General features: G+C 71.9%; 1 protein-coding gene (cut by a window edge). It reads right to left on the bottom strand.

The genetic code is table 11. The annotated features are described in order from the left end of the window. Positions 1–35 precede the first annotated feature (35 nt). Positions 36–22,422: the 3' portion of a non-ribosomal peptide synthase/polyketide synthase gene (locus ACL03I_RS05835; RefSeq protein ID WP_412805290.1), read on the bottom strand. The gene runs 3,062 nt beyond the window's last position; 22,387 of the gene's 25,449 nt are visible here — the last part of the coding sequence; the start codon falls outside the window, past its right edge; the stop codon is at positions 36–38.

The following is a 22,422-nucleotide window of genomic DNA, read 5'->3' as shown; positions in this document are numbered from 1 at the left end:
ATTTCCTTCTTCCTGGTCAGATCAGGTTGGGGGGTCTAAGGGCGGTCGGTGTCGGCCAGCGCCGCGGTGAGGACGTGGCCGATCCGTGCCAGCGCGGATTCGGAGGTCATCCGCCAGTGCGAGGCGTGCACCGCGTGGTTGTGCACGGTGCCGTCCACGGCGTCCGCCCAGCTCGCGGCGCCCGCGGCACCGGTCGGATCGTCCAGCGCGGCGGTGAAGTACACGAGGTTGCCCTTGTAGGGGCGGGGGCGGTAGCGCCGGATCAACTCCAGTGACCCGGCGCCCGCGCCGAGCACACGGTCGAGGCGGTCGGCGCCGAACGAGGCGAACGGCTCGGGCAGGTCCGCGAGCAGGCGCGCGAGCCGAGGCGGGTCGAGTTCGGCGTCCTCGTCGTCGGCCGCTTCGCCGAGCAACCCGCCGAGCAGATCGGCGACCGGCAGCGCGATGGCCGCGTGCGCGGCGACCCGCAGCGAGCTGTCCATCATGGCCAGTACCGCGACCCGCTGGCCCTGCTCCTGGAGCCGCACCGCGACCGCGTGCGCGAGTACGCCGCCGAGCGACCAGCCGAGCAGGTGATACGGGCCCTCGGGCTGCACGGCGCGGATCTCGCGCACGTAGCGGCTCGCCCAGTCGTCGATGGACTCCGGCATGGCCTCCGAGTTGAGCACCGGCGACTGGATGCCGTACACGTCGCGCTCCGGGTCCAAGTGCGCCGCGAGGCCCGCGAACGACCACGCGACGCCGCCGGCCGGGTGGAGGCAGAACAGCGGCTCCCGCGCGCCGCCGGTGCGCAGCGGAAGCACGACGTCGAACGCGGCGGTCGCGTCCACCCGGCCGCGACCGGACCGGTGCTGCTCCAGCTGGGCGATCAGGCGGGCCGGTGTCGGCGCGGCGAACAGCCACAACACGGGAATCTGTTCGCCGAGCGCCGCACTCAGCCGGACGGCCAGGCGGGTGGCCAGCAGCGAGTTGCCGCCGCGCTCGAAGAAATTGTCGTCCAGGCCGACCCGCTCGACGGCGAGTATCTCGGCGAAATCCGCGCACACGGCATGCTCCAAGTCCGTGCCGGGGGCGCGGAATTCCCGGGCCTGTGTCTCGGGTCGGGGCAAGGCGGAGCGGTCGACCTTGCCGTTCGCGGTGAGCGGCAACGTCGCCAACTGCCGCAGCACGGCGGGCACCATGTAGCTCGGCAGGATCTCGGCCAGCGCGGCGCGCAACGCGGCCGGGTCGAGCCGCTCTGCGGCGGTGAAATAGCCCGCCAGCACGGCGTTCGCGCCGTCGGTGTCGTAGGCGACGACGATCGCCTCGCCGATCTCGGGCCGCGAGCGCAGGGCATGCTCGATCTCGGCGAGTTCGATGCGGTAGCCGCGGATCTTCACCTGGAAGTCGCGCCGCTCGACGTACTCGAGGTGGCCCCCCGCGGACCAGCGCACCATGTCGCCGGTGCGGTACAGGCGAGTGCCCGCGGGTCCGAACGGGTCGGCCACGAACCGCTCCGCGGTGAGCTCGGCGCTGCCGTGATAGCCGCGGGCCAATTGCGCGCCACCGAGATACAGCTCGCCGGTCACCCCGGCGGGCACCGGGTGCAGACGGTCGTCGAGCACGTAGACCCGGTTGCCGGATTCGGGTGTGCCGATGGGCACCAGCGCTTGCCGGTCGCCCGCGGCGGTGCGGAAGCGGGTCACCGACACCGCGGCTTCGGTGGGTCCGTAGAGGTTGTCGATCCTGGCCGCGGTGAGCGCCTGGACCCGCCGCACCGTCGCGGCGGGCAACGCCTCGCCGATGACCAGCAGTCGGCGCAGCGAACGCGGCAGGCGGCGCTCGCCGGACGCTTCGGCCAGCATCGCCAGCAGCGACGGCACCAGCGTCAGCGTCGTCACCGAGGCACGGCGCACCAGGTCGAGCAGCCCCGACGGATCGCGCTGCGCGCCCCGAGGTGCGAGCACGAGCCGCGCCCCGGCCCGCGGCGCCCACCAGTACTCCCACACCGACAGGTCGAACGCGGCCGAGGTCAGCACCAGCGCCGCGTCGTCTTGGCCGAGCGCGTATTCCGACTGCATCCAATCCAGCTGGTGCGCGACGGCGGCGTGCGGCATCGCCACGCCCTTCGGCGCGCCGGTGGAACCGGAGGTGAAGATGACATACGCGGTGTTCGTTGGCGACAGCGCGGCGATCCGTTCGTCGTCGCGCACCGGACCGTCGGCCACCGTGTCGGCGACGGTCGAGATATCCAGCACCACGCTGTGTTCCGACGCCGTCGCGGGCAGCATCGGCTCCCGCGCCGAAGTGAGCACCAGCCGCGGCGCTGCGGCGGCCAATACGCTCGCGGTGCGTTCCAGCGGATGCGCCGGGTCGAGCGGCACGTAGGCGCCACCGGCCGTCACCACCGCGTACATCGCGACGAGCAGGTCGACGCTGCGCGGAATAGCCAGCGCCACCAGCTTTTCCGGGCCGATGCCGCGCGCGATGAGCACCCGGGCCAGGCGATTGACCCGCGCGCCGAACTCCTGGTACGTGACCGTCGTGGCGTCGTCGACGATCGCGATGGCCTCCGGCGTCCTGGCCACCCTCGCCTCGAACGCGGCGGCCAGCGTGGCAGGCGTGCGGGCGCGCCCGGACTGGTTCCAGGTGACCAGCACGCGCTCGGTCTCCGCCGGGTCCAGCAGCGCGAGATCCCCGACCGGCAGTCGCGGGTCCGCGCACACCGCGCCCAGCAGCCGTTGCAGGCGAGTGGCGAAACCGGCCACCGTCGACTCGTCGAACAGGGCGGTGGCGTAGGTGATCGAAGCCGCCATGCCAGCCGGGGTTCCGTCGGAGCCGTAGCGATCGGTGACGATCAAATGCAGGTCGAACTGGGCGACTTCGGATTCGAAATCGGCGGCGGTGACGTTCAATCCGTCCAGCGAGAAATCGGCCTCCGCCTGGTTGTGGAAGGAGAAGCCGACCTGGAACAGCGGGTGACGGGCGGTGGAGCGCTCCGGGTTGAGCACCTCGACCAGACGCTCGAACGGCACGTCGGCGTGCGCGAAGGCCGCGACGTCGGCGGCGCGCACGCGCGCGAGCAGGTCGGTGAAGCCCTCGCCCGCGTCCACCCTGGCGCGCAGCACCAGCGTGTTGACGAACATGCCGACGACGTCGTCGAGTTCGGCGGCGCCGCGCCCGGCCACCGGGGTGCCCACCGCGATGTCCGAGGTGCCCGACAGGCGGGCGAGCAGCACCGTGAACGCCGTGTGCAACACCATGAACAGCGTGGCGCCGCAGGACCGGCCGAGATCGGCCAGCCGCGTGTGCACATCCGGGGTGATCGCGAAATCGACGTGCCTGCCGCGCGTGGAGACGACCGCGGGACGCGGGCGATCGGTGGGCAGGCTCAGCTGCGCGGGCAGCTCGGCCAGCGTCTCGGTCCAGAATCGGATCTGCCGCGCCAGCAGCGAGGCGGGATCGTCCTCCGCGCCGAGAAGTTCACGCTGCCACACGCTGAAATCGGTGTACTGCACGGGAAGCGGTGGCCGGTCCGGTGCGACGCCGCGTTTGCGTGCTGCGTAGGCGGACATGACGTCGCGCGCCAGCGGCGCCAGCGACGAGCCGTCCGCGGCGATGTGGTGCACCACCACCACGAGCACGTGTTCGGTCCCCGCCGCGTCGCCGTCGACCGGCGCGAACAACCGGGCGCGGACCGGGACGGTCTCGGCGACGTCGAAGCCGCCGCCGACGAAATCGGCCACCGCCGCGGCCAGGTCGTCGGCCGGGACGGCGATGGGCGCGAGCACCGGGGTGGTGTCCGCGACGGGCAATACGACCTGCACCGGTCCGGACGCGTGCAGCGGGTAGACGGTGCGCAGCACGTCGTGGCGAGCCACCACGTCCCCGATCGCGGCGTTCAACGCCGCCACGTCCAGCTCGCCGGTCAGGCGCACCGCCAGCGGGATGTTGTAGGCGGTGGACTGCCGATCGAGGCGGTTGAGGAACCACATGCGCTGCTGCGCGAGCGAGAGCGGCACGGGACCGGTCACCGCGCGCCGGGTGAGCGCGGGACGCGCGGACCCACCTGAGGCGTCGTCCAGCGCGCGGGCCAGCGCGGCGACGGTCGAGTGCTCGAACACCGCGCGGACGCCGACGGCGACCGAGAGCCGGTCACCGAGCCGCGCGGCCAGCTGGGTCGCGGTCAGCGAATTGCCGCCTCGGGCGAAGAAATCGTCGTCCAGGCCCACGCCGCCGTCGAGTCCGAGCACCTCCGCGACCGTGTGCGCCACCACCCGCTCGGTCTCGGCACGCGGCGCACGGAACGGAGCAGCGCGAAACTCGGGCTGCGGCAATGCTCTACGGTCCAGCTTGCCGACCGGGGTCAGGGGCAGCTCGTCGAGCGACAGCACGCGGCTCGGCACCATGTACGCGGCGAGCGAGCGCGCGGCATGAGCCAGCAGGTCGGCGGCGTCGATCGTGTGACCCGCGGCCGCGACCACATAGGCGACCAGCGATACCGCACCCGAGGCATCGGTGTGGCCGACGGTGACGGCCGTGCGCACCGTCTCGTGCGCCGCGAGCACGGCGTCGATCTCACCGAGTTCGATGCGCAGGCCGCGCACCTTCACCTGGTGGTCGGAACGCCCGACATAGCGCAGTGCGCCGGATCCGGTCCAGCGCACCAGATCACCGGTCCGGTACAGCCGTCCGCCCGCGGGACCGTAAGGGTCGGCGACGAACCGTGCGGCAGAAAGCCCTGGTCGCGCATGGTATCCCCGGGCCAGGCCTGGACCGCGCAGGTACAGCTCGCCGGTGACGCCGACCGGCACGGGCCGCAGCCTGCCGTCCAGCACCACCGCTGACATGCCGAGGATCGGCGTGCCCAGGTCGAGCGGGTCGCCGGGCCGCAGCGCGGCGCTGATCGTCGCGATGACGGTGGTCTCGGTCGGGCCGTAGGTGTTGTGGAACGACCGGCCGGGGGCCCAGCGGCGCACCGTGTCCGGGCCGTAGGACTCGCCGCCGACGGTGAGTTGCCGTAAGCAGTCCAGCTCGGCCGGGTCGAGCGTGGGCAGGACGGCCGGGGTGAGGAACGCGTGCGTCACCCGCCGGTCACGGATGAGCGCGGTGAGTTCCGCGCCGCCGTAGACGCCAGGGGGCGCGATCACCAACGCCGCGCCCGCGGACAGAGCCAGCAGCAGTTCCAGCATGGACGCGTCGAAGCTGGGCGAGGCCACGTGCAGCACGCGCGCGTCCGCGGTGACCAGGTACCGGTCCCGCTGGGCGAGGGCCACTCCGGCGAGGCCACCGTGCGTGGCGACCACGCCCTTGGGCGTCCCGGTCGAGCCGGAGGTGTAGATCATCCAGGCCGGGTTCTCGCACCGCACGGGACGGACGAGTTCGGCGGGGTCGATCGGCGCCGTGCTGTTGCGGCGCATCCGCGCGGCCGTGGACGGGGCGTCCAGCACCAGCCAGTCGACGGCACCGGGCAGCGCCGCGCGGCAGGTGGCGATCGTCAGGCCCAGCGCCGCACCGGAATCGGTCAGCATGTGCGCGATCCGCTCGGCCGGATAGGCCGGGTCGACCGGAACGAACGCGGCGCCGGTCTTGGCCACCGCCCACACCGCGAGCACGGAGGTGATCGAGCGCGGCGCCGCGACGGCCACCACGTCCTCCGCGCCGAGACCGCGGCCGATGAGCATGCGCGCCAGCCGCGACGACTGCTCGTCCAGCATCCGGTAGGTCAGCTGCCGTTCGCCGCCGACCAGTGCGACCGCGCCGGGGTCGAACGCGACGGCGGCGGCCATCAGTTCGGCCAGCGTGCGCGGCGGCACCGGCGCGTCGCCCCGGCGGCCGAGCAGGTCGGCGCGTTCGGCGGGGGCGAGTAGATCGGCGGCGGCGATCGGCGCGTCCGGTCGCGCGATGAGCGTGCCGAGCAGCCTGCCGAAGCGGCGCAGCAGAGCGCGCGCGGTGGCGGCGTCGAAGAGGTCTGTGGCGTAGTCCAGTTCGACCGCGAGGTGGCCGTCGGCGTCGGGCTCGGCGGCGACGGTGAATTGCAGGTCGAAACGCGCCACCTGTTCGTCGAACGCGACGGCGGTGAGTTCGAGACCGGGCACGGTGAAGGCGTCGGCGGCGGTGTTCGGGTAGCTCAGCGCCACGGTGAACAGCGGATGCCGATCCTGGGAACGCTCGACGCCGAGTTCGTCGACCACCCGATCGAACGGCACGCTCGCGTGCTCGAACGCCGTGAGATCGACGGCCCTGATCCGGGCGAGCAGGTCGGTGAAGGACTCGTCGGCGTGCACTTCGGCGCGCAGCACCACGGTGTTGACGAACATGCCGACCAGGTCGTCCAGGGCCGCCGCGCCGCGTCCGGCCACCGGGGTGCCGATCGGGACGTCGCCGGAACCCGACAACCGGGACAGCAGGACGGCGAGAGCGGCGTGCACCACCATGAACGGCGTCGCGTCGTGGCGCAGCGCCAGTTCACGGACCCGCGCCGCGATCCCGTCGCCGATCCTGGCCCGCACGCTGGCGCCGCGCTTGCTCGCGACGGCGGGACGCGAACGGTCGGCGGGCAGCTCCAGCTCGCCCGGCAGATCGCGCAGCGTCTCCGCCCAATACGAGAGTTGGTGCGCGGCAGTGGTTTCCAGCTGAGCGTCCTGCCACAGGGCGTAGTCGGCGTACTGGGCGGCGAGCGCGGGCCAGACCGGTTCGGCGCCGAGGACGCGGGAGAGATAGGCCGTCAGCAGATCGCGCAGCAACGGGCTCATCGAATAACCGTCGGCCGCGATGTGGTGCACCACCGCGACCAGCACGTGGCTGGTGGCGTGCTCCCGCAGCAGCGCCGCGCGCACCGGAACGGCGGCGGTGACGTCGAAACCGGCGTCGAGGAACTCGGCGATCCGGTCGTCGGCGGCGCGACCGTCCAGCGCTTCGACCGTCAAGCGCACCGAAGCGCCGTCCGCGGGCAGGATCACCTGATGACCCGCGCCGGTCGCGTCGGCCGGATACACCGTGCGCAAGGTCTCGTGCCTGGCCACGACGTCGGCGAACGCGGCGATCATGGCGTCGGTGTTCAGCTCTCCCTCTATGCGCAGCGCGACCGGGATGTTGTGCGCGGCGGACGCCGGATCGAGCCGGTTGAGGAACCACATGCCACGCTGGACCGGCGCGAGCGGAATCCGTTCCGGTCGCGGTCCGGCGACCAAGGGCACCACCTGTTCGGTCGCGGCGGCCTCCGCGGTGAGCAGCGCGGCCAGCGCGCCTACCGTCGGCGCTTCGAACAGCAGCCGCACCGGGACGCGGCGACCGAGCCGGTCGGCCAGCCGGGCCGCGACCCGAGTGGCGCTGAGCGAGTTGCCGCCGAGGGCGAAGAAGTGGTCGTCGACGCCGATCGGCCCATCGCCCAGCACCGTTTCGAAGGCCTCGACCACTACGCGCTCGGCCAGGGTGACGGGGGCGAGATAGGCGGCGCGGTCGAAAACCGGATCCGGCAACGCTTTCCGGTCCAGTTTGCCGGAGGCGTTGAGCGGGAAGGCGTCGAGCGTGACCAGAGCCGAGGGGAGCATGTACGACGGCAGCGTGCGCGCGGCGGCGCGCAGCACCTCGGCATCCGCAGGCACCGTGCCCGGCTCGGTGGTGACGTAACCGACCAGGTGATCGTCGCCGGTGACGGTGGTGACCACCCGGGCCGCCGCCTGCGCCACCCCGGGGGCGGCCGCGAGCGCGGCCTCGATCTCGCCGAGCTCGACGCGCTGGCCGCGGAACTTCACCTGGAAGTCGGTGCGGCCCAGGTACACCAATTCGGCGGTGTTCCCTCGGGTCTCCCAGCGCACCAGGTCGCCGGTGCGGTACATCCGCAGCCCCGGCGCGCCGAACGGATCGGCCACGAACCGGTCCGCGGTGAGATCCGGCCTGCCGTGATAGCCGCGCGCGAGCTGGACGCCCGCGAGATACAGTTCGCCCGCGACGCCGGGCAGCGTCGGGCGCAGCCGCGAATCCAGCACGTAGACGCGGCTGTTCCATTCCGGATTGCCGATCGGCAGCGCGGTGCGGTCGCTCTCGCCCGTCACGTCGCGGTGGGTGATGCTCACCGCCGCTTCGGTGGGGCCGTACAGGTTGTGCACCCGTGCGGCGCTCACCGCGCCGAATGCCCGCACGGTCTCGGCGGGCAGCGCCTCGCCGATCACGAACACCGTGTGCAGCGACGCGAGTGCGGCGCCGCGCCCTGCGGCGGCGACGTGCCCGGCGAAGACGCTCAGCATCGACGGCACGAAATCGGTGACGGTGACTTGCCTTTCGGCGATCACGCCGGTGAGATAGGCCGGGTCGCGATGGCCGTCCGCAGCCGCCAGCACGAGGGTGGCGCCGACCCGCAGCGGCAGGAAGTAGCCCCACAGCGACACGTCGAACGTGGTCGCCGTCTTCTGCAGGTAGACGTCCTCGGCGGTGAGACCGTACCGCGACTGCATCCAGGTCATCTGGTTGACGATCGCGGCGTGCGACACGCTGACGCCCTTGGGTTTCCCGGTGGAGCCGCTGGTGAAGATCACGTACGCCGGGCTGCCCGGGTGGATCGGCGCGCGACGTTCGTCGGCCGCGATCGGGTCGTCGGCGTAACCGTCCAGCGCGACGGCGTCGACCAGGACGGTGGCGACGGAATCGCCGAGATCGATCCGGTCGGCCGCCGTGGTGAGCACGGCCACGGGCGCGGCGGTGTCGAGGATGTGGGCGATGCGCCGAGCGGGGTGGTCCGGGTCGATCGGCACATACGCCCCGCCCGCCTTGAGCACCGCGTACATCGCGACCACCAGCTCCGGTGAGCGCCGGATCGCCAGCGCCACCAGCGCTTCCGGGCCGACGCCCGCCGCGATCAGGTGGCGGGCCAGCCGGTTGGCGCGCCCGTCCAGCTCGCCGTAGGTCACGGTGACGGGAGGCATCGCGCTGTCGGGCACGAACACCAGCGCGGGGTCGTCGGGCGTCGCGGCGGCCTGCGCCTCGAATTCGTCGAGCAGCAGCTCGTCGGCCAGGGCGGTGTGCGTGGAGTCGTTCCACTCCGTGACCACGCGGCGCAGTTCGCCCGCGCCGAACAGGTCGATGTCGCCGACCACCTGTTCCGGGTCGGCGGTCACCGCGGCGAGCAGACGGGTGAAGCGCAAGCCGAACGTCGCCACGGTGTCGGCGTCGAACAGGTCGGTGGCGTAGGTGAAGCGCAGCGCGTCACCCGTGACGGTGAGCTGGAGGTCGAACGGCGTTGTCTCGTAATCGAAGTCGTGCTCCGCCACGGCGACGCCTGCCATGTCCAGGGTGACCGGCCCGAGGTTCTGGAAGAACAGCGCGATCTGGAACAGCGGGTGCCTGGCCTGCGAACGCGGCGGGTCGAGCAGCTCGACCAGGCGCTCGAACGGTACGTCGGCATGGGCGAAGGCGTCCAGGTCGCGCTCGCGCACCCGGCGCAGCACGGCGGCGAAGGTGTCCGAGCCGGGGACCTGCGCGCGCAGCACCAGGGTATTGACGAACATGCCGACCAACTCGTCCAGCGCCGCGTCACCGCGGCCCGCGACGGGCGCGCCGATCGCGATGTCCTCCGTGCCGGACAGCCTGGCCAGCAGGGTGGCCAGCGCGGCGTGCACGACCATGAACGGTGTGGCCTCGTAGCGCGCGGCCACCTCGGCGATGCCCGCGCCTATCTCCTGCGGGAGAGCGACGGTCGTGCTCGCCGCCATGTGCGAGGCGACGGCGGGGCGCGGCCGGTCGGCGGGCAGGTCGAGCTGGGCGGGCAGAGCCCGCAGCGTCTCGCGCCAGTACGCGAGCTGGCGTGCGGCCACCGAGTCCGGGTCGTCCTCGGCGCCGAGCACCTCGCGCTGCCAGAGCGCGTAGTCGGCGTATTGCAGGTCGAGTTCGGTCCAGACCGGGGCGGTTCGCGTCGCGCGAGCCGCGTAGGCGGCGGCGAGATCGCGGGCCAGCGGGCCCATCGAGAAGCCGTCGGCCGCGATGTGGTGCACCACCAGCGCCAGCAGGTGGTCGCGATCGGACCGGGTCACCAGGCCGACGCGCAGCGGCACTTCGGCGGTCAGGTCGAACGGGGCGGCGACGAACTCCCGCAGCGCGCCCGTCGCTTCCAGCATTCGGATGACGGGTACCTGATCGGCGTCAAGGATGCGCTGGTACCCGACGCCCTCGTGGTCGGGGTACACGGTGCGCAGCGTTTCGTGCCTGCCGACCACGTCAGCGACGGCGCCGGCGAGGGTGTCCGGGTCCAGGTAGCCGGTGAGGCGGACCACCACCGCGATGTTGTGCACGGTTTCGGCGGGATCGAAGCGGTTGAGGAACCACATCCGCTGCTGCGCGGGCGAGAGCGGGATGCGCTCCGGGCGCGGCCGGGGCGCGAGCGCCGGTTTGGCGCCCGTCCCCGCGAGCCGTTCGGCCCGCGCGGCCAGCGCGGTCACGGTCGGCGCCTCGAACAGCAGGCGCACCGGGATCTCGGCGTCCAGTTCGGCGCCCAGCCGGGCGGCGACCTGGGTCGCGAGCAGCGAGTTTCCGCCGAGGGCGAAGAAATCGTCGTCCGCCCCCACGCGCTCGACGCCGAGCAGAGCCGCGACGATCCCCGCGACGGTCGCCTCGGTCCGAGTGGCCGGAGCTCGGTACCCCACGGTCGCGAACTGCGGCGCGGGCAGCGCGGCGCGGTCCAGCTTGCCGGAGGCGTTGACCGGGAACCGCTCGAGCAGGACGAACGAGGTGGGCACCATATACGCGGGCAGTTCGGCGCTCAGTGCGGCCCGCACGTCCTCGATGTCGATCGGGTGGCGGCGCGAGGCAACCAGGTAGGCGACCAGCTGAGCGCCCAACCGCTCGTCCGAACGGACCAGCACCACCGCCTGGGCAACCGCGTCCAGCGCCGACAGCGCCGACTCGATCTCGCCCGGCTCGATGCGCAGACCGCGCAGCTTCACCTGGAAGTCCGTGCGACCGAGATACTCCAGCTCACCCTTGTCGGTCCAGGAGACGAGGTCGCCGGTGCGGTACATCCGCGCCCCGGCGGGTCCGTACGGGTTGGCTACGAACCGGTCGGCGGTCAACTCCGGGCGCGCCACGTAACCCTGGGCCAGCTGTGCGCCGGCGAGGTACAGCTCCCCCGGAACGCCGACCGGGACCGGCCGCATCCGGGCGTCCAGCACCAGCAGGCGGGTGTTGGCCACCGGTCTGCCGATCGGCACGGACCCCAGGTCCTGATCGGTCACCTCGTGATAGGTGACGTCGACGGCGGCCTCGGTAGGGCCGTACAGGTTGTGCACCCGCGCTCCGATCACCTCTCGCGCCCGCTGCGCGGCAACCGCGGGCAATGCCTCGCCCGATGCGAAGACGTTGCGCAGCGTAATGCACTTTTCTGTGCGCGGATCCGCCAGGAAAACCGCCAGCATGGCGGGTACGAAGTGCACCGTCGTGACGCGTTGCTCGACGATCAGGCGGGCCAGATAGGCGGGGTCGCGATGCCCATCTGGACGTGCGACCACCAAGCGAGCGCCGAAAGCCAAGGGCCAGAAAAATTCCCAGACCGAGACGTCGAAGGTGGCGGGGGTCTTCTGCAGCACCACATCGTCCGTGACCAGCGGATAGGCCGACTGCATCCAGGTGAGGCGATTCACGATCGCCGCGTGGGTGACGGCCACGCCCTTCGGGCGACCGGTCGATCCTGAGGTGAAGATCACATACGCGGTGTGGCCAGGGGCGGGCGCACCGAGCCGGTCTACGGCGGTGAGCGGATCGGCGGAGTATCGGGTCAGGTCGAGCCGGTCGACGCGGACCTGCCGCGCCGCGCCCGCGTCCAGGTCGAGGCCCGAGGTGAGCACGCACACCGGCCGGGCGGTCGACAGCACGTACTCCAGCCGCTCGGCCGGATGGTCGGGGTCGAGCGGGACGTACGCGCCGCCCGCGAGGGTGACCGCGTAGATGCCGACCACCAGATCCAGCGACCGTCGCATGCCGAGCGCGACCGGCGCGTCCGGGCCGACGCCCTGACCGACCAGCCAGCGCGCCAGCCGCCGCGCCCGCGCGGCGAACTCGGCGTAGGACAGGGTGCGCCCATCGACCGTGACCGCAGGCGCGTCCGGGGTCCTCGCGACCTGCGCCTCGAACAACGAGATCAGCGTGGCGGCCAGGTCGACGGGGACGGCGGTGTCGTTCCAGCGGTCGAGCACCAGTGCCCGTTCCGCGTCGTCCAGGATTTCGAGGTCGCCGACCCGCACCGAGGAGTCGGCCACCGCGGCCCGCAGCACGCGCGTGAAGCGCGCCCCGAACGTCTCGACGGTGGCTCGGTCGAACAGGTCGGTGGCATACCGCAGCACGCCGCGCAGCGCGTAACCGGTCGCCACGCGGTGTTCGGTCAGTTCCACCGCCAGGTCGAACTGCGCGACGCGGTTGTCCAGCGGATAGGCCGTCACCGTCAGGCCGGGCAGGCGCAGCACGGTGTCGTCGTGCTGTTCGAAGGTGAGCAGTGTCTGCACCAGCGGCGAATGAGACTGCGAGCGAATCGGGTTCAGCTCCTCGACCAAGCGCTCGAACGGCAGGTCGGCGTGGGCGAAGGCCCGCACGTCGATCTCCCGGACGCCGCCGAGAAAGGCGGCGAACGACGCGTCCGGCGTGATCGGCGTGCGCAGTACGAGGGTGTTGACGAACATGCCGACCAAGTCGTCCAGCGCTTGTTCGCCCCGTCCCGCGACGGGGGTGCCGATGGCGACGTCGCCGACTCCGGCGAGCCGGGCGAGCAGCGCGGCGTAGGCGGCGTGCAACACCATGAACATCGAGACGCCATGCCGCCGGGCGAGTTCCGCGATCGAGCCGGTGATGTCGGCGGGAATCGCGAACTCGACGGTGGCGCCGCGCCCCGAGGCCACCGCCGGGCGAGGACGGTCGGCGGGCAGTTCCAGCACCGGGGCGAGTCCGTCGAGTTCCGAGCGCCAGTAGGCGATCTGGTTCGACAGCGGCGAGTCCGGATCATCCGCGGAGCCGAGGGCCTCGCGCCGCCAGAGGGTGAAGTCCGCGTACTGCACGGGCAGCGGCGGCCACGACGGCCGCTCCCCCGCGACGCGCGCGGTATAGGCCGTCATGAGGTCGCGGGCCAGCGGTGCGGTGGAGACGCCGTCGGCGGCGATGTGATGGACCACCACGACAAGCACATGTTCTTCGGGCGCGACGCGGAACAGGTTCGCCCGCACCGGGATACGACTGCGCAGGTCGAAGCTCTCGCCGATCGACGCGAGCACCGCGTCCCGCAGGTTCGGCTCGGTCACCTCGATCGGATGCAGTGGCAGTTCGGGCACATCCGCGTCGGTGCGGACGACTTGGGCGGGGCCGTCCGCGTCGGCGGGGAAGACGGTGCGCAGCGATTCGTGCCGATCGATCACGTCGCGCACGGCCGCGCGCAATGCCGCGAGGTCCAACGCGCCGGTGAGCCGGATGGTGATCGGGATGTGATAGACCGCCGAATCCGGATCGAGCCGGTGCAGCAGCCACATCCGGGTCTGTGCCAGGGACAACGGGATCCGCTCCGGCCGTTCGCGGGGAACGAGCGCGGGCCGGGTGACGTCCGGCCGTTCCGATCCCGCCACTCGCAGCGCGAGTCCGGCCACGGTCGGCGCTTCGAACACCTCCCGCACCGTCAGCGCGCACCCGAAGGCCGCGTTGACCCGGGCGACCAGCCGCATGGCCAGCAGCGAGTTGCCGCCGCGGGCGAAGAAGTCGTCGTCCGCGCCGATCCGCTCCGCGCCGGTCAGGTCGGCGACCAGGGTGGCGAGCACCGCCTCGGACCCCTCCCGCGGTGCGCGGAAGTCTTCCGTGGCGCCGGTGAGCTCGACGGCGGGCAGCGCCGACCGATCGAGCTTGCCGACAGTGGTCAGTGGCATCTGGTCGAGCACGACGATGAGGGCGGGCACCATGTACGCGGGCAGTTGTGCCCGTGCCTCATCGAGCACCGCATCGGGCGTCGGGTCGGCTCCGGTGACGTAACCGACGAGGCATTCCTGTCCCGCGTTGTCGCGAGCCACGAGCACCGCCGCGTTGGTCACGCCGGTCGCGGCGGCGAGGACGGACTCGATCTCGCCCAGCTCGATCCGCTGGCCGCGCAGCTTGACCTGCAAATCGTTGCGGCCCAGATACACCAGATCGCCGTCGCGGTGCCAGCGCACCAGGTCGCCGGTCCGGTACATCATGCGGCCGGGCACGCCGAACGGATCGGCGACGAACCGCTCGGCGGTCGGTCCGGGGCGGGCGTGATAGCCGCGCGCCAGCTGGTCGCCCGCGAGATACAGCTCGCCTGTGACGCCGATCGGCACCGGGTGCAACCGGCCGTCCAGCACATAGGCCCTGGTGTTCCAGCACGGACGGCCGATGGCGACGTCCCGCCCGGATTCGGCGTCGCTGTCGGTGAATTCGTGGTAGATCGCCGAAATCGCCGCCTCGGTCGGGCCGTAGGCGTTGTGCACCGCGCCGTCGAAGCTGCCGCGCAGCGCGGCGAGCAGGTCCGGGGTGAGCGCCTCGCCTCCGCAGTGCAGATGCCGGAACGACCGCAGCGCGTCGCCCATGCCCTCGCCGATCAGCGCGGCCAGCACCGAGGGCACGTACTCCGCGATGGTGATCCGGTATTCGCGCAGCAGATCCGCGAAGTAGGCCAGGTCCAGGTGCCCGCAGGGCCGGGCGATCACCAGCGGCGCGCCGACGGCGATCGGCAGGAAGCATTCCCACACCGACACGTCGAAGGTCAGCGGGGCCCGTTGCAGGATGCGGTCGGACGCCGTGACCTGGTAGCGGAATTCCAGCCAGCGCAGCTGGTTCATGATGGCGCGGTGGGTCACCGCGACGCCCTTCGGACGCCCCGTGGAGCCGGAGGTGAACAGCACGTAGGCCGTGTTGTCCTGGCGCAGCGCGGTGATCCGCTCGGCGTCGGCCACCGGTCCGTCGGCGAAGTCATCGAGGTCGAGAGCGTCGAGCTCGAGCACGGGGACGCCGTCGAGCGGGCGCAGCGTCACGTCACCGGCGGTCAGCACCAACCGGGGCTCCGCGCTCGCGACGACCTGCGCCAGGCGTTCGGCCGGGTGCGCCGGATCGATCGGCAGATACGCCGCGCCCGCGCGCACGATCGCGTACATCGCCACGAGCATGTCGATCGAACGCGCCGCGGCCAGGCCGACGATGTCCTCCGGGCCCACACCTGTCCGGATCAGCTTGCGGGCCAGACGGTTCACGCGAGAGGAGAACTCCGCGTAGGTCACAGCTTCGTTCTCATAACGCACGCCGACACGGTCGGGCGTGGCCGCGACACGGGCGGTGAGCAGGTCGTCCAGCGTCTCGGCGGGCAACGGGTGCGCGGTGGCGTTGCGATCCGACAGCAGCAGGCCGCGTTCGGCCACCGACATCAGCTCGACCGCGCCGACCCTGGTGCGGGCGTCGCGCACCATGGCGCGCAGCACGCGGTCGAAGGCGGCGAGGAACCCGGCGGCGGTCGGTTCGTCGAACAGGTCCAGCGCGTAGTGCAGGTGCACGTCGATGCCGTCGGGCGCGCCGTCAGCGGTGTGGCGGTCGGTCAGCGTCCAGTCCAGGTCGAGCTGGATCGGCGCCGCGCCGATCTCCAGCGCCGCGATGGCCAGCCGGTGCAACCGGAACTCCGGCGCGGTCTGGTTCTGCAAGGTCAGCGCGACCTGGTACAGCGGAGCGTGCGCCTGTGAGCGAACCGGGTTCACCACCTCGACCAACTGCTCGAACGGCACCGCGGCGTGATCGAAGGCGGCCAGGTCGGCCGCGCGCACGGACGCCAGCAACTCGGCCAGAGTCGCGTCCGGGCGAACCTCGGTGCGCAGCACCAGCGTGTTGACGAACATGCCGACCAGCTCGTCCAGCGCTTCCTCGCCGCGCCCGGCGACCGGCGCGCCGATCACGACGTCCCGGCCCGCGCCGTAACGGCTCAACAGCACGGCCAGCGCGGTGTGCAGCACCATGAACGGGGTCGCCCGGTGCGCGGCGGCCAGTTCCTGGATCCGCTCGTGCAGGGCGGCGTCCAGCCGTCCGGTCAGCGCACCGCCCCGGTTGGTGGCGACCGCGGGGCGGGGCCGGTCGGATGGGAGTGTCAGCACCTCCGGCAGCCCGGCCAGCCGGTCGGTCCAGTAGGACAGCTGGCGTGCCAGCACCGAGGCCGGGTCGTCGGCGGAACCCAGCGCGGTGCGCTGCCAGATCGCGAAGTCGGCGTACTGCACCGGCAACGCTCCCGGCGCGGGAGCCGTGTCCGCGCACCGCGCGACGTAAGCGTTGGCCAAATCCCGGGTGAGCGGCGCGAACGACCAACCGTCCGCGGCGATGTGATGCACGACGAACAGCAGGACGTGCACCTGGTGGCTGCCTGCTGCGGCGTCGTCCTCCACGCGCAGCAGGCGCACGCGCAGCGGGACCTCGGCGGTCACGTCGAACCCGGCTCGCGCGGCGGCGGCGACGAGTTCGGGCACCTGCGGCGCGGGAACCGGCCGTGCGACCAGCTCGACCAGCCTCGTCCCCGCGGGCAGTACCAGCTGCGTCGCACCGCCGTCCTGCTCGGGGTAGATCGTGCGCAAGGTTTCGTGCCGGGCGATCACGTCGGCGATCGCCGCCTCCAGGGCGGGCACGTTCAGCGCTCCGGTGAGGCGCAGCGCGAACGGGATGTTGTACGCGCCGCTGGTGGTGTCGAACCGGTTCAGGAACCACATGCGCTGCTGGGCGATCGACAGCGGGATCGACCGGCCGCGCTCCTGCGGCGTGAGCGGCGGCAGCGCGACGGGCCCGATCTCGGCCGGAGCGTCGACGGTGATCCGCCGCGCCAGCGCCCGCACCGTGGGCGCGTCGAAGATCGTGCGCACCGCCACTTCCCCGCCGGTGGCTTTGCCAAGCCGCGCGGCGAGCTGGGTGGCGCTGAGCGAATTGCCGCCCAGGGCGAAGAAATCGTCCTCGGCGCCGACCTCGTTCACCCCGAGCAGAGCCGAGAATGTCTCGGCGACGAGTTCTTCCGCCGCACCGCTCGGCGCCTCGAACACCACGCCGGCGATCACGGGCGCGGGCAGCGCCGATCGGTCCAGCTTCCCCGACGCGTTCACCGGGAACCGGTCCAGCACCACGAACGCCTGCGGCACCATGTAGCCCGGAAGCCGTTGGGCCACCGCGTCACGCACCGCCGCGATCTCGACCGGTCCGTCCGTCACCAAGTAGGCGACCAGGCGCTCGCCCACGCCGCGATCGTCCCGGACCAGCACGGCGGCCTGGGTCACGGCGGGCGTCGCGAGCAGCACCGACTCGATCTCGCCGAGTTCGACGCGCAAGCCGCGGATCTTGACCTGGAAGTCGGTGCGGCCGAGGAACTCCAGCTCTCCCGAAGCGTTCCACCGCACCGAGTCGCCGGTGCGGTACATCCGTTCACCGGGCGGGCCGAACGGGTCGGCGACGAACCGGTCGCCGGTGCGGCCGGGGCGGTCCAGATAGCCGCGCGCCAGTTGCACGCCCGCGAGATACAACTCCCCCGGCACACCCGCAGGCACCGGGCGCAGTCGCGCGTCGAGCACATACGTTCTGGTGTTCCAGATCGGTTCGCCCATCGGCACGGTCTCGAAATCGGTGTCGCGCACCTCGTGAAAGGTCACCTCCACCGCGGCCTCCGTGGGGCCGTAGCCGTTGTGCACCCGCGCGCCGGTGAGTTCGCGCATCCGCTGGGCCACGCCGACGGGTAGCGCCTCGCCGGAGCAGAACACCTCACGCAGCGACGGCACGTCGAACTCGCCCGCGACGAAGACGGCCAGCATGGACGGCACGAAGTGCGCCGCGGTGACGCCCTCGGCGCGGATGAGGCGGGCCAGATACGCCGGGTCGCGATGCCCGTCCGGCCGCGCCAGCACCATGCGCGCGCCGACCTGCAACGGCCAGAAGAACTCCGGCACCGAGACGTCGAAGGTGGCGGGCGTCTTCTGCAACAGCACATCACCCGGCCCGAGCGCGGCGTACGCGGATTGCATCCAGCACAACCGGTTCACGATGCCGCGGTGGCTCATCGCGACACCCTTCGGCTTGCCCGTGGAGCCCGAGGTGAACAGCACGTAGGCGGTGTTCGCCGGGCGCAGCGGAGCGCGCCGGTCGGCGTCGGTGAGCGGGGTGTCCCGGTAACCGGACAGGTCCAGCCGGTCGATCCGCGTCTCGGGCACGCCGCAGCTCAGGTCCGCGCCTGCGGTCAGTACGCACACCGGCGCGGCGGTGGCCAGGATGTGGGCGGTGCGTTCGGCGGGGTGGTCGGGATCGAGTGGCACGTATCCGCCGCCCGCGACGGTGACCGCGTACATGCCCACCACCAGGTCGAGGGATCGGCGCATACCGAGCGCAACCAGCGTTTCCGGGCCGACACCCTGTGCTACGAGCCACCGCGCCAGCCGGTTGACCCGCCCGGCGAATTCCGAATAAGTGAGCGTCGCGGAGCGACTCGTTGGGGGGTGGTGGTCGGGTGACGGGTGAGCCAGCGTCGCGGAGCTACCCGCCGAGGGGTGGCCGGGTGACGGGTGGGCCAGGGCCGCAGAGCTACCCGCCGAGGAGTCGTGGCCGGGCAATAGCTGAGGCAGGACAGCGGAGCCACCCGCTGAGAGGTCCTGGTCGGGTGACGGGTGGGCCGGCGCCGCAGAGCCAGCCGCTGAGGAGCTGTGGTCCGGCGACGGGTAGGCCCGCGTCGTCTCCTCGAAGGTGACCGCGGGCGCGTCCGGTGTGCGTTCGACTTGCGCGGCGAACAGGGAGGCGAGCGTGTCGGATTCGGGGAACGGGCGGTCGGTGGCATTCCACACCCGCAACACCCGTGTGCGTTCGGCGTCCGAAAGCAGTTCGACGTCACCGATCCGCGCACCGGCGTCGACCGCGACGGCGGCGAGCATCCGCTGGAAGCGGTCGGCGAACGACTCGACGGTCGCGGCGTCGAACAGATCGGTCGCGTAGCGCAGGGTGCCCGACAGTCCCGCCGAATCCGCGCGCTCCGCCACCACCAAGTGCAGGTCGAATTTCGCTCCGTTGTCGGGGATCTCGACCGGGTGCACCGACAGCCACGGCACCTCCATGGCTTTCCCGCCGAATGCGGGCGTCGCGGTCTCGAAGCTGAACATCACCTGGAACAGCGGATGCGCGCCCGCGGAGCGATCCACCGCCATGACGTCCACCAGGCGCTCGAATGGCAGGTCGGCGTTGGCGAACGCGGCCAGATCGGCCTCGCGCACCTCGCTCAGCAGCGCGGCGAACGAGGCGTCGGCGACTACTCGGGTGCGCAACGCCAGGGTGTTGACGAACATGCCGACGAGTGCGTCCAGCGCCCGCTCCCCGCGTCCGCCGACGGGCGAGCCGATCACGATGTCGGCGCTGCCGCTCAAGCGGGCCAGGGTGGCGGCGAAGGCCGCGTGCAGCGTCATGAACAACGTCGCGCCGCCGCGCCGGGCCAGCGCGCGCAAGCCGGCGACGACCTCGGGCTCGATCACGAAATCGACGCCCGCTCCCTCGTGCGAGGGGATCGCGGGCCGTGGATGATCGACCGGGAGGGGCAGTTGCGCCGGCGCGCCGGTCAGCACGTCGCGCCAGAAGCGCAGCTGCTGGTAGGCGAGATCACCGGGGACGTCCTCGGCGCCGAGCAGGTCCCGATGCCAGAGGCTGTAGTCGGCGTACTGCACCGCCAGCGGCTCCCAGTCCGGCCGCCGCCCGGTCAGGCGCGCGAGGTAGGCCCCGACCAGGTCGGTGACCAGCGGGACCATCGACAAGGCGTCGGCGGCGATGTGGTGCACGACGAACACCAGCACGTATTCGTCGCCGGTGACGCCGCGCGCCTCGTCGACCCGCTCCACCGCGAGCAGCGCGACCCGGCACGGCAACTCGGCGGTCACGTCGAACCCGGCGCCGACGATGCCTGCCACGGCATCCTCCAGTGCGGAGCGGTCGATCGGCACCGGATGCAGGCTCAGGCCGATGTCGGTGGCGTCGCGAACGGATTGGCAGGGGCCGTCGTCGGTTTCGGGGAAGGTGGTGCGCAGCGTCTCGTGCCGGGCGAGCACGTCGAGTACGGCGCGCTCCAGCGCCGTCACGTCGAGGCGGCCGGTCAGCCGCAGCACGATCGGCAGGTTGTAGACGCTGTCGGCGCCGTCCTGGCTCTCGACGCGGTTGAGGAACCACAGGCGCTGCTGCGCGGGCGAGAGCGGCACCCGCTCGGGCCGTGGACGGCGGACCAGCGGGAGTCGCGGCGCCCCTGCGGCGCCGAGCCGCTCGACGGCGGCGGCGAAACCCTCCACCGTGGGCGCGTCGAACAGCGCGCGCACCGGAACGCGTACTCCCATCGCCTCACCCGTGCGGGCGCTGACCTGGGTGGCGTCCAGCGAGCTGCCGCCGAGAGCGAAGAAATCGTCGTCCAGCCCGGCCCGCTCGACCCGCAGCACCTCCGCGACCACCGCGGCGACCAGACGTTGCGCGGCGCTCACCGGCGGACGGAAGCGCTCGGCCGCGAGCACCGGGATCGGCAGGGCGGCGCGATCGAGCTTGCCGCTGGTGTTGCGGGGGAATTCGTTCAGCTCGACCACTGCGGTCGGCACCAGGTAGCTGGGAAGACGCTGAGCGACACACGATTTCACCGCGTCGAGATCGAGCGTCGCGCCGGGCGCTGCGATCACGTAGCCCGCCAGGAACTCCCCCGCCGGTCCGGTGACCAGCCGCGCCGCGGCCTGGCCGACCCCGGCCGCCGCCAGCAGCGCTGTCTCGATTTCGGCGAGTTCGACGCGCCGGCCGCGGAACTTCACCTGGAAGTCGCTGCGGCCCAGATAGATCAGCTCGCCGTCGCGGCTCCAGCGCACCAGGTCGCCGGTGCGGTACATGCGGGCGCCCGGCGCGCCGAAGGGATTGGCGACGAAACGATCGGCGGTGAGGTCGACGCGGCCGTGGTAGCCGCGCGCCAGCTGCGCTCCCGCCAGGTACAGCTCGCCCTGCACGCCGATCGGCGCGGGCCGCAACCGTCCGTCCAACACGTAGACCTGCGAGTTCCACTCCGGCTCGCCGATCGGCACTTGCGGCGAGTTCACCTCGGTGACCTCGCGGTTGGTGATGGACACCGCCGCCTCGGTGGGGCCGTAGAGGTTGTGCAGGCCCGCGTCGCACACCTGCCGGAAGGCGGCGACGGTCTCGGGCGGCAGCGCCTCGCCGATGACGAACACGTCGCGCAGCGAGTCGAGTTCGCCCGGCGCGGCGTGCGCGGCGAACACCGCGAGCATCGATGGCACGAAGTCGGTGAGCGTGACGCCGTGGCGTGCGACGGTCTCGGCGAGATAGCGCGGATCGCGATGTCCGTCCGGTGCGGCCAGCAGCACGGTCGCGCCCGCTCGTAGCGGTAGGAAGTAGCCCCACAGCGAGACGTCGAAGGTGCTCGCGGTCTTCTGCAAGTAGACATCGCCGGTGCGCGGACGGTACTCCGCGTGCATCCAGGCCAGCTGGTTGGCGATGGCCTGATGACTGACCGCCACGCCCTTCGGCTTTCCGGTGGACCCGGAAGTGAAGATCACGTATGCGGGATGCTGCGGGTGCAGCGCGCCGTGGCGTTCGCGGTCGCCGATCTTGCCGGAGGGATAGGCGGAGAGATCGAGTTCATCCAGGCGATACACCGGAACGGAAACCTGCGCGGCCGCGTCGAAACCGCTATCGCTCGTGGTCAGGATGGCATGCGGACGCGCGGTGTCGAGGATGTGGCCGATGCGTTCGGCGGGATGTCCTGGGTCCACCGGGACGTACGCGCCGCCCGCCCGCGCCACCGCGTACATGGCGACGACCAGTTCCACCGAGCGCGGCAGGGCCAGCACGACCAGCGCTTCCGGACCGACGCCGAGCCCGATCAGCATCCTCGCCAGCCGATCGGCGCGGTCGGACAGCTCGGCGTAGGTCAGCCGCTCGCCGTCGGTGACCACCGCGACGGCATCCGGGGTACGGCGCACCTGCGCGTCGAAACCCTCGTGCAGGAACCGATCGGGCACTCGGTGCCCGCTGGCGTTCCAGCTCGCGGTGACATAGTCCAGCTCGCCCGCGTCGAGCAGCGGGAGATCCCCGACCGGTGCGTCCGGGTCGTCCACCGCCGCACGCAACAGCCGGACGAACTTCGCGGCGAACTCCCGCACCGTCGCGGCGTCGAACAGGTCGGTGGCGTAGGTGAATTCGGCGCGGTAGCTGTCGGCGGCTTCGGACACCGTGAGCTGGAGGTCGAACTTCGCGAAACCGGAGTCGAAGTCGACCTGCTCGGTGTCGAGACCGGGCATGGTCAGCGCGATCGGCCCGATGTTCTGCATGAACAGCGCGACCTGGAACAGCGGATGCCTGGCGGCCGAACGCGGCGGGTTCAGCGCCTCCACCAACTGCTCGAACGGGATGTCGGCGTGCGCGAAGGCGCGCAGGTCGCGGTCGGCG

It is taken from the genome of Nocardia sichangensis (genome assembly GCF_047200615.1).
GTDB lineage: Bacteria > Actinomycetota > Actinomycetes > Mycobacteriales > Mycobacteriaceae > Nocardia > Nocardia sichangensis.
This window is presented reverse-complemented; position numbering and strand designations above follow the sequence as displayed.